The organism is uncultured Citricoccus sp. (assembly GCF_937871995.1).
Taxonomy (GTDB): domain Bacteria; phylum Actinomycetota; class Actinomycetes; order Actinomycetales; family Micrococcaceae; genus Citricoccus.
Genome location: NZ_CALMQR010000129.1, coordinates 45,200 through 59,374, shown reverse-complemented (window position 1 = coordinate 59,374; position 14,175 = coordinate 45,200). Strand labels below are relative to the sequence as shown.

Annotated in this window: 10 protein-coding genes; 7 read left to right on the top strand and 3 right to left on the bottom strand. The window is 71.1% G+C overall.

The window, feature by feature from the left end; all coding sequences use genetic code 11:
• Window positions 1–53 precede the first annotated feature (53 nt).
• Both Q0283_RS14520 and secA read left to right on the top strand, forming a co-directional pair.
• A complete protein-coding gene (locus Q0283_RS14520) occupies window positions 54–1,367 on the top strand; it encodes a winged helix-turn-helix domain-containing protein (RefSeq protein WP_183526858.1) in 1,314 nt (437 codons plus the stop codon).
• 109 nt (window positions 1,368–1,476) lie between these two features.
• Entirely contained in the window at window positions 1,477–4,236 is a 2,760-nt protein-coding gene (gene secA, locus Q0283_RS14515; RefSeq protein ID WP_183526855.1) for a preprotein translocase subunit SecA, read from the top strand.
• Between the two features lie 40 nt (window positions 4,237–4,276).
• On the opposite strand, the gene Q0283_RS14510 is transcribed toward secA, so the two are convergent.
• Together Q0283_RS14510 and Q0283_RS14505 are read right to left on the bottom strand one after the other, a co-directional pair.
• A complete protein-coding gene (locus Q0283_RS14510) occupies window positions 4,277–4,825 on the bottom strand; it encodes an Rv3235 family protein (protein ID WP_183526852.1) in 549 nt (182 codons plus the stop codon).
• A gap of 102 nt (window positions 4,826–4,927) precedes the next feature.
• Window positions 4,928–5,716, bottom strand: coding sequence for a LysM peptidoglycan-binding domain-containing protein (locus Q0283_RS14505; RefSeq protein WP_183526849.1), 789 nt, complete (start codon window positions 5,714–5,716; stop codon window positions 4,928–4,930).
• A gap of 259 nt (window positions 5,717–5,975) precedes the next feature.
• Between Q0283_RS14505 and Q0283_RS14500 the strand changes: the two genes are divergently transcribed.
• A complete protein-coding gene (locus tag Q0283_RS14500) occupies window positions 5,976–6,539 on the top strand; it encodes a hypothetical protein (protein WP_183526846.1) in 564 nt (187 codons plus the stop codon).
• On the opposite strand, the gene Q0283_RS14495 is transcribed toward Q0283_RS14500, so the two are convergent.
• Window positions 6,521–6,751 (bottom strand): helix-turn-helix domain-containing protein, encoded by a 231-nt coding sequence (locus tag Q0283_RS14495; RefSeq protein ID WP_010144513.1) that lies wholly within the window; start codon window positions 6,749–6,751, stop codon window positions 6,521–6,523. The genes Q0283_RS14500 and Q0283_RS14495 overlap by 19 nt on opposite strands.
• Before the next feature lie 207 nt (window positions 6,752–6,958).
• On the opposite strand from Q0283_RS14495, the gene Q0283_RS14490 reads away from it, so the two are divergent.
• The 4 genes from Q0283_RS14490 to Q0283_RS14475 all read left to right on the top strand — a co-directional run bounded on the left by Q0283_RS14490 (window position 6,959) and on the right by Q0283_RS14475 (window position 14,170).
• On the top strand, window positions 6,959–7,597 hold the full coding sequence (locus Q0283_RS14490) for a flagellar biosynthesis protein FlgA (protein ID WP_183526843.1): 639 nt from the start codon (window positions 6,959–6,961) through the stop codon (window positions 7,595–7,597).
• A gap of 9 nt (window positions 7,598–7,606) precedes the next feature.
• The gene (locus Q0283_RS14485) at window positions 7,607–8,266 is read left to right on the top strand and encodes a hypothetical protein (RefSeq protein ID WP_298045283.1); all 660 of its coding nucleotides are present in this window, start codon (window positions 7,607–7,609) and stop codon (window positions 8,264–8,266) included.
• Window positions 8,152–9,159 carry a chromosome partitioning protein gene (locus Q0283_RS14480; RefSeq protein ID WP_298045281.1) on the top strand — a complete coding sequence of 336 codons (1,008 nt, stop codon included), beginning with the start codon at window positions 8,152–8,154 and terminating at the stop codon, window positions 9,157–9,159. Before Q0283_RS14485 ends, Q0283_RS14480 begins: the two co-directional genes overlap by 115 nt.
• 112 nt (window positions 9,160–9,271) lie before the next feature.
• Complete coding sequence (locus Q0283_RS14475; protein ID WP_298045279.1) at window positions 9,272–14,170, top strand: NAD-glutamate dehydrogenase; 4,899 nt, start codon at window positions 9,272–9,274, stop codon at window positions 14,168–14,170.
• Window positions 14,171–14,175 lie beyond the last annotated feature (5 nt).

The following is a 14,175-nucleotide window of genomic DNA, read 5'->3' as shown; positions in this document are numbered from 1 at the left end:
GGGGCGGGCACTGCCCCTGTCCGGATCAGTCCGACCACGAGGCCCGACCGCCCATGACGTCCACCCCGCCCGCCCTGAGCGCCTCCGAGGCCCGGCGCACCGTCCTGGCCGCTCAGCTGCTGGACCGCCCGCGCCGCCCGGGGCCGGTGACCGGCCGCCGGATCAGGGCGGTGCTGGACCGGCTGAACGTGGTGCAGATCGACTCCGTGAACGTGCTGGCCCGGGCGCACTACGTGCCCCTCTACAGCAGGCTCGGACCGTACGAGACGGCGGGGCTGGACCGCGTCTGGCACCGGGCCCCGCGTGACTGGACCGAGTACTGGGCCCACGAGGCCTCCCTCGTGCCGACCCGGTTGCGGCCCGCGCTCATGGCCGTCCAACGCCGCACGTGGATGTCCGCCACGGAGCTGGACGCCGCACTGCGGGAGGACCTGTCCGACCGGATCCTGGCGCTGCTGGAGACCTCCCGGCCCCTGACTGCCCGGCAGGTCCAGGACCGACTGGGAGACCACGGTCGGCACGAGGGGCACTGGGGCTGGAACTGGACCGTGGTCAAGCGCGTCCTCGAGGATCTCTTCGCCTCCGGGCGCATCGCCAGTGCAGGACGGAACGCGCAGTTCGAGCGCCGGTTCTTCCCTGCCTCACGGCTCACCCCGGACGTCGGGGATCCGGACGCCCACGCGGCCGCCGTCGAGCTCGTCCGGGCCGCCTCGCGGGCCCTGGGCGTGGCCACCGACGCCTCACTGGCCGACTACTACCGCATCCATGTCACGGCCGCCCGCGCCGCCGCCCGCGAGCTGCACCGCGAGGGCGTCCTGGAACCGGTCGGCCTGCCGGGCACCGGCGGGCGGACCGTGCCGGCCTGGCGCCACGTGGCGGCGGTCACGCCCCGGCAGGCCACCGGCCGTGCCCTGGTGAACCCCTTCGACCCCCTGGTGTTCCATCGTCCGCGGGTTCAGGACCTGTTCGGGGTCCGGTACCGCCTGGGAATCTACACTCCCGCGGCCAGGCGCACCCGCGGTTACTACTCCCTGCTGTTCCTGCTGGGGGAGCGGCTGGCCGCCCAGGTCGACCTCAAGGCCGACCGCCTGTCAGGGGTGCTGCTGGTGCGCGGCGCCTGGTGGGAGGACCCCGCCGGGCTGCCCCGCGGGACCGCATCCGGGGCCGCGTCCCCGGGCCGTGCCCGGGGCGGGACCGTTGCGCTCGACCGGACGGCCGACGTCGGGCACGTGGCCGGGGAGCTGGCCGCCGAACTGAACGAGCTTGCCGCGTGGCTGGCCCTGGGAGACGTGGTCGTCGAACCGGACGCGGACGGGGACCTGACCCGGGACGTGGCGTGGGCGTTGAGGAAGCTCCAAGGGTTTTGATCGTAGACTGTGCTGGTATCCCGGACCGGTGCGCCGGACCACCCGGGGTACCCAGAGCGCAACCCATATCGACGCACCCGGGACACCGGGGAACAGGGAGTCCAGGCACGTGGCATCTTTCATCGAACGGATCCTCAAGACCGGGGACAAGAAGGTCCTCAAGCGCCTGAGGGGATTCGCGGACGCCATCAACGTCCTCGAGGACGAGTTCCGTGAGATGACCGACGCCGACCTGCGCGCCGAGACCGAGACGTTCCGGGAGCGGCTCGCCGCGGGAGAGACGCTCGACTCCCTGCTGCCCGAGGCCTTCGCCGCCGTGCGGGAGGCCGCCAGCCGGACCCTGGGCCAGCGGCACTACGACGTGCAGCTGATGGGTGGGGCAGCCCTGCACCTGGGCAACATCGCCGAGATGAAGACCGGTGAGGGCAAGACCCTCGTCGCCACGCTGCCGGCCTACCTGAACGCGCTGACCGGCAAGGGCGTCCATGTCATCACCGTCAACGACTACCTGGCCTCCTACCAGTCCGAGCTGATGGGGCGCGTGTTCCGTTTCCTGGGCATGGAGACCGGCTGCATCGTGGCCAACCAGGACCCGGCGACCCGGCGCGCACAGTACGCCGCGGACATCACCTACGGCACGAACAACGAGTTCGGCTTCGACTACCTGCGCGACAACATGGCCTGGTCCAAGGACGAACTGGTCCAGCGCGGCCACCACTTCGCGATCGTCGACGAGGTCGACTCCATCCTCATCGACGAGGCCCGCACCCCGCTGATCATCTCCGGCCCGGCCCAGGGGGACGCCAGCCGCTGGTACACCGAGTTCGCCAAGCTGGTGAAGAGGCTGACCCTGGACGAGGACTACGAGGTCGACGAGAAGAAGAAGACCGTCGGCGTGCTCGAGCCCGGTATCGAGAAGGTCGAGGACTGGCTGGGGATCACCAACCTGTACGAGTCCGCGAACACCCCGCTGATCCAGTACCTGAACAACGCCATCAAGGCCAAGGAACTGTTCAAGAAGGACAAGGACTACGTCGTCATGGGCGGCGAGGTCAACATCGTGGACGAGCACACCGGTCGTGTCCTGTCCGGGCGCCGGTACAACGAGGGCATGCACCAGGCCATCGAGGCCAAGGAGGGTGTGCAGATCAAGGCGGAGAACCAGACCCTGGCCACCGTCACCCTGCAGAACTACTTCCGGCTCTACGAGAAGCTCTCCGGCATGACCGGCACGGCCGAGACCGAGGCCGGCGAGTTCATGTCCACCTACAAGCTGGGCGTGGTGCCGATCCCGTCGAACCGGCCGATCCAGCGCCAGGACAAGACGGACCTGATCTACAAGAACGAGGTCGCGAAGTTCGACGCGGTGGTCCAGGACATCGCCGAGCGCCACGAGGCCGGCCAGCCCGTGCTGGTGGGCACCACCTCGGTGGAGAAGTCCGAGTACCTGTCCAAGCTGCTTGCCAAGGCGGGTATCCGGCACGAGGTGCTCAACGCCAAGAACCACGCCCGTGAGGCCGCGATCGTCGCCCAGGCCGGCCGCAAGGGGGCGGTGACCGTGGCCACCAACATGGCCGGGCGCGGAACGGACATCATGCTCGGTGGCAACGCCGAGTTCAACGCTGTGGCGGAGATGCAGAGGCGCGGGCTGGATCCGGAGGAGAACGCGGAGGAGTACGAGCGCCTCTGGGACGAGGTCCTCGCGGCCGCCAAGGAGGGCGTGCAGAAGGAGCACGAGGAGGTGCTCGCACTCGGTGGGCTCTACGTGCTGGGCACGGAGCGCCACGAGTCGCGGCGCATCGACAACCAGCTGCGCGGGCGCTCCGGACGGCAGGGCGACCCCGGCGAGTCCAGGTTCTACCTGTCCCTGACCGATGACCTGATGCGCCTGTTCAACCCTGCCGCCGCCTCCCGGATCATGAACTCCTCCTCGGTGCCGGACGACATGGCCCTGGAGTCCAAGATGGTCTCCTCCGCGATCGCCAACGCGCAGCAGCAGGTGGAGTCCCGCAACACCGAGCAGCGCAAGAACGTGCTGAAGTACGACGACGTGATGAACCGCCAGCGCGAGGCCATCTACACCGACCGGCGGCAGATCCTCGAGGGTGAGGACCTGCACGAGAAGGTCCAGCACTTCCTCGAGGACGCGGTCTCGACCATGGTGGACGAGAGCACCGCCGTGGGCCACGCAGGGGAATGGGACCTGGAGCAGCTGTGGACCGACCTGCGGCAGATGTACCCGGTGGGGGTCACCATCGAGGAGGTCCTCGAGGAGGTCGGCGGGCTGACCAAGCTCAAGGCGGCCGACCTCAAGCGGGAGCTGACCTCGGATGCCAAGCTGGCCTACGAGGACCGGGAGAAGGCGATCGGCGCGGAGACCATGCGCGAACTGGAGCGCCGGGTGGTGCTCTCCGTGATCGGCCGGAAGTGGCAGGACCACCTGTACGAGATGGACTACCTCAAGGAGGGCATCGGGTTGCGCTCGATGGCCCAGCGTGACCCCCTGGTCGAGTACCAGCGCGAGGGGTACATCATGTTCCAGTCCATGATGGAGGCCATCCGTGAGGAGTCCGTGGGCTACCTGTTCAACCTCGAGGTGCAGACGGCGCCGGCCCCGACCTCCCTGCCCGGCGTGAAGGACGCGCGCGGTGCGACGATGACCCCGGTACTGAACGTCAAGGGCCTCGAGGCGCCGCAGCAGCCGGCAACCCTGCGGTTCTCTGCTCCCTCCGACTCCGGCGAGGTCACCACCGAGGTACGCCGCACCGGGACCACCGACGCGGATGGCCGGCGCGGTGAGGCCGAGACGGCCGGCGCCGGAGGACGGGGCGCGGCGTCCTCGAAGAAGGGCCGCAAGCGCCGGCGCTGATCTGGCACCGACCCGAGGTGGACCCGGCGTACGAGCATGCTCAGCCGAGTTCGAGCGCGGTGACCTTCCACCGGTCGCGGTGGCGCTCGATCCGCAGGGCCATGGCCCGGACGCGATCCGGCAACTGGATGGTGGCGCTGGCCTCGTAGACCCCGTCCCCTGCGGGACAGCAGCGGGATCCCAGGGCCTGTGGTGCGCCCGCAGCGCCGCGATCAGGCCGGATCCGGCGGGCCAGTTCCGCCCGTCGGGTCATCTTGCCGTAGGTCGGCAGGTCCAGCCATGCCGAGAGCTGGCGCGCCGGCCGGAGACCGAGCTCGGCCTCGACGCAGGCCAGGGCGACGATCCGGGCCAGGGACCTGATGTGCCGTTCCTCTTCACGACGCCGTTCGGCGAGGGCCCGTTCGGAAGGCGTCGAGGCCGGGGCGGTCTGGGGCCCGGGAGACCACGCTGGACGTGAGGTTCCGGACCCGGGGCGTCCGACGGCGGGGGCTCCTCCGTGGGCGGACCGGGGCGGCAGGGCCGGTGGCACCGTGGACACGGTCAGCGGACCGGGGGTGCGGTGGGTCGCGGTCAGGTGGGTGGTGGACATCGTTCCTCCGATGGGTCGGTCGAACCGTGCTGGGGGTCAGGTGTGGGGGATCGAGGGCGCGCACGCGGGGCGTGCCCACCGCGCGTGGCCAAACCGGCCGGCTCAGGACACCGGGGGCGCCTGGAGGACCGTTCCGGGGGCCAGGACGTCCGCCTCGGCTCCGATGACCGGCCGATTGAGCTGATACCACTGCCGCCACCTGCGGTCGATCTCCAGGTCGGTGGCGTACGGACCGAGTTCCTCGGCGGCGATGTCCCAGAGGCAGTCACCGGCGCGCACGGTGACCGACCTGGGCGCCGTGCTGCGGCCCTGCTGCCCGGCCCCGGGGACCGCCGGGGCCGGAGCGGCCGGTCGCCACGTCGGCGACGGGACGTCGGCGGAGGGAGGCGGCGTCCCGGACGGTGTCTCGCGCGACGCGGCCATCCAGCCGGGCCGGGGGGCGGGTACGGTCAGGACGGCGGCCTGCTGCCGGGCCACGGAGACGTGCTGCCCCGGGGTTGTGCCGACCCCGAAGGGGTCGTCGGTCGCCGCCCATGAGCCGGGGGCGACCAGCAGGTTGAGGCCCAGGACGGAGGCGGCCACCCGGCGCAGGAACCGCGGTGACAGGGCCTGTCCGTACCGGACCAACCGGACCGAGCGCGACCGTTGACCGAGGGCCGTCAGGGCCGTGCCGATCAGCGCCACGAACCACCAGGCGGCCAGGAGTGCGCCTGTCCCCGCGCAGGCCGAGGCCACCAGGACCTCGACCGCATGCAGTCCCGAGACGGCCTCGGCGGAGAGTCCGGTGGACCCGAACCACCACAACAGCGGGCCGGTCGCCGTGGCCAGTACGGTCAGGGCGACGTCGTCGCCCCGCGGGGCGCTTCGATGGTGCGGTGATGGGGCGTCCACGGGGCTTCCCTTCGGTGGTGTGGCCTGCGCCGACTCGTTCGACGGCCGGTGAGCCTTCTCGATGCCCTCAGCCAACCGTGGCCGCCCGGTGATGTCAATAGGTTCTCTTCAAGTGTCTATGGCTCGTTCTGATGATGTTTGATACTATTTGGTGTCATCTGATGCTTTGTGGTGTTTTTCGGAGGGCTCGTCTCCTCGGGCCGCGGACTCTCAACGCGGTGGCGCTTCTGCCGATGGGTCGCCCCCCTAGGCTGGGGCCATGAGATGGGAACGGCTCTTCGCCGACCTCGAGGCGCAGCTCGCCCAGGGCCAGTGGCAGGACACGGAGGCCGAGGCCGCGGAGATGACGCGCGGTGAGCATGCGGGCATCACGCTGGCGGACCGGATCCGCGGGGCGCTCGGTGCGACCCTCCAGATCCAGCTGACCCAGGGGGAGCGCCTGCAGATGACCGTGTCCACCGTGGGTGAGGAGTGGCTCGGGGGCAGTGACCGGGGCGGGAGCCTGCTCGTCCACCTGGAGGGGGTCCTCTCGGTGGACGCTCCACTGGCCCTGGCGACGCCGGAGGACTCTCCCGGCCGCCGGAGACTGGGGATCTCCGCGGCCTACCGCACGCTCTCCCGCGCGCGGGCCGGCGTCGTGGTCTACGGACGAGACGGTCGCTCCCTCGGGGAGGGGACCATCGACAGGGTAGGGCGGGACCACTTCGACCTGGCTGTCCATCCGCGGGACGAGCACCGCCGTGGACGTAACGTCCGCGGGCTGCGGGTGATCCCGTTCAGCGCAGTGCAGGTGGTCCGGTCAGCTCACGCGTCCTCGGTCTGAGGTGCGCCGGCGCGACGGGCCTCGGTCTTGGCGGCCTGCTGTGCGTACAGGTCCTCGATGTACTGGTCGAGCTTGACCTGCTCCACCCGCCACTGGCCCCGTCCCCCGATCTGGATGGCCGGGAGCTCACCGCTGCGCACGATCGCCCGGGCCTGGGCCATCGAGATCTGCAGCTCCTCGGCGACGTCGGTCAGGGTGAGGAATCGGGGCATCGGTCCTCCGGGTGGTCGGGACGGGCGTACTGCCGCCCATTCTCCCACGTCCGCGGATCCCGGCCGCGGTTGTCCCCAGTGCCGGTGTCCAGGAACCGATGTCCACAGTGACGGACCGTCCCCTGGGCGGTCTTTTCCGGATGTGACTAGGCTGATTGGCGCATCCGGTGGTGGACGGGACCGCCGGGCCGAACAGGGAGGGCGCTCGTGGAGGGGACGAACAGCGCGGAGGCCCCGCGCCTCAGGCGACCGGGATGGAAGGATCCCCGACTGCTGGTGGGGGTCCTGCTGGTCCTGCTGTCCGTGGCGGGGACCGTTGCCCTGGTCCAGTCGCTGGACCGGTCGGAGGGGTACTGGGCTGCAGGGCAGGACCTGGTGCCCGGAGCGGTCGTGGAGCCCGATCAGCTGACCGTGGTGCAGGCACGTCTGGGCGAGGCGGCAGACGACTACCTGCCGGCGGAGCGGCCGCTGCCGGCGGACGCCTCGGTGGTGGGGACGGTCCGTCAGGGGGAGCTGATCCCGGTGGGCGCAGTGGCTGGCGTGGACCCGGAGTCCCGCCAGGCCGTCGCCCTCACGCTGGAGGATCCCCTTCCGGAGGGCACCGGTCCGGGGGCCCGCGTGGACGTCTGGATCGCCGCCGCCGACGGCCGGCAGGGGTTCGGCGAACCCGAGCTGGTGGCCCCACGCGCCGAACTCGCCGGGATCTCCGAGGCCTCGGGATCCTTCGGCACCACGGGTGAGATCTCGCTGCAGGTCCTGCTCGGCCCCGAGGAACTGCCGCGTGTCCTGGACGCCAAGGGCAACGGCGCGCGCATCAGCGTCGTTCCCTCCCTCGGCGGGCGGTAGGGGCACCGGATGCGCAAGGTCTCGGTCGCCACCACCATCATGCCGGGGCACGACCACGTCTCCGGGCTGGAACGGCTGCGCGGGCCGGTCACGGTCATCCGGCGCTGCGAGAGCCTGGCGGAACTGATCTCCGTGGCACGATCCGGACTCGCGGACGTCCTGCTCGTGGCCGGGGACACGGGACAGCTCACGCTGACCTTCTTGGACTCCGTCGCCGCCGACGCCCGCGGACGCCGAGTGGCGGTGGTGGCACTCAGCGACGTCGCCGCTGAACGCGAACGCCTCGGACACCTCGGCGTCGTCGCCGTGCCCCCGGAGACACCGCCCTCCGACCTTGCCGCACTGCTGCAGGAGGCGGTGGCGGCGGCGCGTCACCCACTGCCCGTCGGTTCCTCCGACCATGACGACCGACCGCCCGGCGCGACGGAGCGACCCGGCCGCCGGGCGGCTGGGGCCATCGTGCGGACCGGTTCGTCCGGGTCCGCCGCACCGGGTACCCGGCCCGCGCCGGGGCCGTCGACCCCGGCGCGGGCCAGGACAGCGCTGCGGCCCCGGTGTCATCGGGGGAGTGGATCCCGGCCAGCGGCGAGGACGATGACGACGGTGACCGGTCTGGGGCCCGATCGGCCGCACCGGTCGCGGTCCCGGTCCCACCGGCGGATGTCCTGACGGATTCCGAGGCCGGAGCCCGCCCCACCCGGACGACGGCCGTCTGGGGGCCTGCGGGCAGCCCGGGCCGCACGACCGTGGCCGTGAACCTCTCCGTCGAACTGGCGCTGGCCGGACGCCGTACCCTGCTGGTCGACCTGGACACCTACGCCGCGTCCGCCGGGGTGCTTCTGGGACTGCTGGACGAATCGGCCGGTATCGCCCAGGCCTGCCGACTGGCGGACCAGGGTGAAATCAGCGCGGAGGGGGTCGGCCGCTGCGCCCTCCGTGCGCGCGTGGCCGGGGCCACGCTCCAGGTCCTGACGGGACTGACCCGCTCCGACCGGTGGCCCGAACTGCGCCGGTCCGCCCTCGACGCCGTCCTGACCGCGGCCGCCGAGGGGTGGGAGGAGGTCGTGATCGACTGTGGCTTCAGCCTGGAGCAGGACGAGGAACTCAGCTTCGACATCCCCGCGCCGCAGCGTAATGCCGCCACCCTCGCGGGGCTCGCCGCCGCCGACCGGATCCTGGCCGTGGGCGCCGGTGACCCGGTGGGACTGCCGCGCCTGGTCCGGGCCCTCGACGAGCTCGACCAGGCCGAGACGGCGGCCGGCGCCGTCGTGGAGATCGTGGTCAACCAGCTGCGGGCCGAGGCGTCCGGCGTGGCGCCGAGGTCCCAGGTCCGCAGCGTCCTCGAACACTTCGCCGGGGACAGGACGGTGTCCGCCTTCCTCCCGTGGGACCGCAAGGCCCTGGACCGGGCACTGCTGGGCGGCCAGGTGCTCGCGGAGGCCGCGCCGAAGTCGGCGCTGCGGCGGGCCCTGTCCGCGCTCGCGGGGACGCCGCAGGAACCGGCCGAGGGCCGTGCACGGCGCCTGCCGGTTCCCCGGCGACTGCTCGGCGCGGCCCGTTAACGCTTTGAGACGTGGGCCACTAGGCTCGGAGCCAGTGGACCAAGGACGTTCCACTGCCTCCGGACGCCCCGGTGCCCGGAGCCGTTGAAGCGATGGAAGAGGACACCACCACATGTCATCGTCGACTCCCCTGTGGACCGATCAGCACGACTCCACCACCCCGGAGCGCCAGATCGACCCCGCCCCGCTGTTCGATGCCTACTTCGAGCACGTCTCCGAGGCGGATCAGGCCGAACTGGACCCGAGGACCCGCCAGGCGCTGGTGACCACGCACGTGGACCTGGCTGCCGGCAAGGGACTGCGGGACGCGGTCGTGAAGGTGACGCCCATGCGTCAGTACGCGCTCGTGCAGATCGTTCACGACGACATGTCCTACCTGGTCGATTCCGTCACCTCGGAGCTGACCCGGCAGGGCCACGCCATCCGCATCGTGGCCCATCCCACGGTCATCACCCACCGGGACCAGGAGAGCGGACGGCTGCTGGCGGTGCACCGCGTCCCCACCCAGTCCGGTACCGCCAGCGGTGACACGACCGCGGCGCTCGCCGACCTCGGCCCGCTCATGGCCGGTGAGGGCGCCCGGGCCGTCGTCGAGTCCTGGATCGGGATCCAGACCGTGGGACCGCTGACGGAGGACCAGGCGGCGGACCTCGAGCACGGTCTCGAGGAGGTGCTCGCGGACGTGCGGGCGGCCATCGCCGACACCGACCGCATGCGCTCGGCGGCCTTCACGGCGGCCCGGGCCCTGGCCCACGATGCCCCGCCGAGCGTCCAGGGCGTGCGCCAGAGCACCGAACTGCTGAACTGGATGGAGGACGGCCACTTCACCTTCACCGGCTACCGCGAGTACCTGCTGCAGAGCGGGGACAACGGGCAGGTGCTGGTCGCTCTGGAGGACACCGGCCTGGGGATCCTGCGGCACCGGCCCAGTGCGCCCCCGGCACCGCTGTCCATCGCCGGCCGCAACCAGATCGAGCGCCCCAACCCGCTGATCATCACCAAGGCCAACTCCCGCTCCCGGGTGCAGCGGGCCGCCTACATGGACTACGTGGCCGTGAAGACCTACGGCGCGGACGGCCGGGTCACCGGCGAGCGGCGCTTCATCGGCCTCTGGGACCCCAAGGCGTACACGACCTCCGTGGAGGACATCCCGCTGATCCGGGACAAGGTGGCCGCGGTGCTGGCCCTGTCCGGGTTCCCGCGGGACTCCCACTCGGGCGCCGAGCTCCAGCAGATCCTGGAGACCCACCCGCGCGACGAGCTGTTCCAGGTGGACGTGGAGGAACTGTGGGAGACCTGCCGGCAGATCCTGCAGCTGCAGGAACGGCGCCGGACCCGGTTGTTCCTGCGCCCGGACACCTACGGGCGGTTCATGAACGCCCTCGTGTTCCTGCCCCGTGACCGGTACAACACCGCCGTGCGCGGCCGGATCCAGGACGTGCTGCTGGAGACGCTCGGGGGGGAGTCCCTCGACTTCCAGGTGCGGCTGACCGAGTCCGTGCTGGCCCGGCTCTACTTCCGCGTCCGGCTGCCGCGCGAGCGCGAGCGCAGTGAACCGGTGGATGCCAAGGAGCTGGAGCAGCTCCTGGTCGACGCGGTGCGCTCCTGGAAGGAGGGCGTGGACGAGAAGGCGATCGAGGCCTTCGGCGAGGACAGCGGCGTGGACACCGCCCGGCTCTGGGACGAGGCGTTCCCGCCCGCCTATCGGGTGGCCTACGAGATCGACGACGCCCTGGAGGACATCGGCCGGTTCTCGAGCCTGCCGGGGGACGGCGAACCGGTGGTGCACGTGGTGCCGGAGGACCGCGACGAGAGGTCCCGCAAGGCGGAGGAGGAGGTCGAGGGCATCACCGTGGGCCGGATGAAGCTGTACTCCGACCGGCCCCGGACGCTCACGGAGGTGCTGCCGGTATTGCAGAACCTCGGTCTGTCCGTGATCGATGAGCGCCCCTTCGAGGTCGAGCCGGCCGACGGGCGCAAGTTCTACCTCTACGACTTCGGACTGGGCTATCCCGAGGGCACGGAGAACGATGTCTCCGCCCGACTGCTCGAGGACGCGGTGGTGGCCACGGCGACGGGATCCGCCGAGTCCGACGCGCTGGACCGGCTGGTCCTGTTCCAGGAGCTGCCCAGCCGCACCGTCACCATGCTCCGGGCGTACGCCAAGTACCTGCGCCAGCTCGGCGTCCAGTACTCCCTGACCTTCATGGCCGACTCCCTCCTGACCCACCCGGAGATGACGTCCCTGCTGGTGGAGTACTTCTACACCCGCTTCGATCCCTCGCTGCCCGCGGCCACGGACGACGACGGCGCCACCGCCGGCCCGGCCCGGCGCCAGGCCATGGAGGACGTCCGTGAACGCGCCGAGAACGCCCTGGACGCCGTCTCGACGCTCGACGCCGAACGCGTCCTGCAGGGCTTCCTCACCGTCATGCAGGCGACCCAGCGGACCAGTTTCTTCCAGGGGCACCGCCGGCTGAGCTTCAAGATCGCCACGGAGCAGATCCCGTTCGCGCCCCAGCCGCGGCCGGCCCGGGAGATCTGGGTGTACGCCCCCGACGTCGAGGGCGTCCACCTGCGCTTCGGGCCGATCGCGCGTGGCGGGCTGCGCTGGTCCGACCGCCGGGAGGACTTCCGCACCGAGGTGCTCGGGCTCGTGAAGGCCCAGCAGGTCAAGAACGCCGTGATCGTCCCCACCGGCGCCAAGGGCGGGTTCTACGCCAAGAGGCTGCCCGACCCCGCCGCCGATCGCGGCGCCTGGATGGAGGCCGGGAAGGACGCCTACCGCACCTTCATCCGCGCCCTGCTCGACATCACCGACCAGCAGGAGCGCTCCGGCGAGGGCACGGTGTTCTCGGTGCGCGGGGACATCGTGCGCTACGACGGTGACGACGCCTACCTGGTGGTGGCCGCGGACAAGGGCACGGCGTCCTTCTCCGACACCGCCAACGAGATCTCCGCCGACTACGGTCACTGGCTCGGTGACGCCTTCGCCTCGGGCGGATCGGTGGGCTACGACCACAAGGCCATGGGCATCACGGCCCGCGGTGCCTGGGAGTCGGTCAAGAGCCACTTCGCCTCGATCGGCCATGACACCCAGGCCCAGGACTTCACGGTGATCGGCATCGGGGACATGTCCGGTGACGTGTTCGGCAACGGCATGCTGCTGTCCGAGCACATCCGGCTCGTGGCCGCGTTCAACCACCTGCACGTCTTCCTCGACCCGGACCCCGACGCCGCGGCCTCCTTCGCCGAACGCCGCCGGCTCTTCGAGCTGCCCCGCTCCTCCTGGTCCGACTACGACCGCTCCCTCATCAGTGAGGGAGGTGGCGTCTACGACCGCTCCGCCAAGTCCATCCCCGTCTCCGAGCAGGTGCGGGCCCGGCTGGGCCTGCCCGCGGACACCACCGAGCTGACGCCGGCGGAGCTGATCCAGGCCATCCTGAAGGCACCGGTGGACCTGTTGTACAACGGCGGCATCGGCACGTACGTCAAGGCCGCGGACGAGGACCACGCGGAGGTCGGGGACCGGGCCAACAACGCGATCCGCATCAACGGCGCCGACCTCCGGGTCCGCGTGGTGGGTGAGGGCGGGAACCTGGGCTTCACCCAGCGGGGCCGGATCGAGGCGGCCCTGGCCGGGGTGCAGATCAACACCGACGCCATCGACAACTCCGCCGGCGTGGACTGCTCCGACCACGAGGTGAACATCAAGATCCTCGTGGACCAGCTGGTCTCCACCGGAGCCCTGGAGGCGCAGGAGCGCGCCGCGCTGCTCGAGTCGATGACGGAGGAGGTCGCCCGCCTGGTGCTGCAGACCAACGTCGACCAGAACAGGCTGTTGCGCAACGACTCCCAGAAGGTCTCCGAGTGGCTGCCCAGCTTCGAGCGGCACATCCACTGGCTGGAGGCGCACGGGGACCTGGACCGGGCGCTGGAGTTCCTGCCCGATGACGCGGAGCTCGAACGTCGCCAGCAGGACGGGGCATCCCTGACGACCCCGGAACTGTCCGTGCTCGCCGCCTACGCCAAGACGAACCTCTCGGCCGTCCTGCTGGACTCGGCACTGCCGGACGACCCCTGGTTCGACCGCACGCTGGACGCCTACTTCCCGACGCAGCTCCGGGAGCGGTTCGCCGGACAGATCCAGCAGCACCCGCTGCGCCGGGAGATCATCGCCACCGTGGTCGCCAACGACGTCGTCAACACCGGCGGCACCACGTTCGTCTTCCGCGCCATGGAGGAGACCGGGGCGGACGCCCCCGCGGTGGTGCACGCCTACGTCGCGATCAAGGAGATCTACGGCTTCGGCCCGTTCCTCGACGCGATCTCGGCGCTGCCTGCGTCCGTGTCTGGGGAGGCCAAGGGCCGCGTCTACCTCGACGCCCGGCGCGTGCTGGACCGCGCCGTGCGCTGGTTCGTCAACCACCGCACGCGCAGCGGCGCCAGCATCAGCTCGGGGGTGGAGTACTTCCGGGACGATGTCCAGGCACTGGCGGCGGACCTGCCGCAGATCCTCCGGGGCCAGGACGCCGAGCGCTACGAGCAGTGGCGTGACGAGGCCCTGGAGATGGGCCTTCCGGAGGACCTGGCCAGCCGACGGGCCTACCAGTTCGAGTCCTACGGGCTGCTCGACGTGGTGCGGCTGGCCCGGAAGACGGGGCGCGACCCGCGCTCCGTGGCCGAGGTCTACTACCGCCTCTACGACTGGTTCGACGTGGATCCGGTGCTCAACCGCATCACCGGCCTGCCGCGTGACGGGCGGTGGCGCGCGCTGGCCCGGGCCGCGCTGCGCGATGACCTGTACGGCCTGCTGGTCAGCTTCTGCTCCGACATCCTGGACGGCAGGGGAGACACCGTCGACGAACTCGTGTCCCAGTGGGCCGAGGACCGCTCGACCAGCCTCACGCGGGCCGAGGGTTTCCTGGACGAGATCCGCGAGGCCGGGACCGATGACCTGGCCTCGCTGTCCGTGGCGCTGCGCCAGTTGCGCGCGGTGACGGCCCAGTAGGGTTC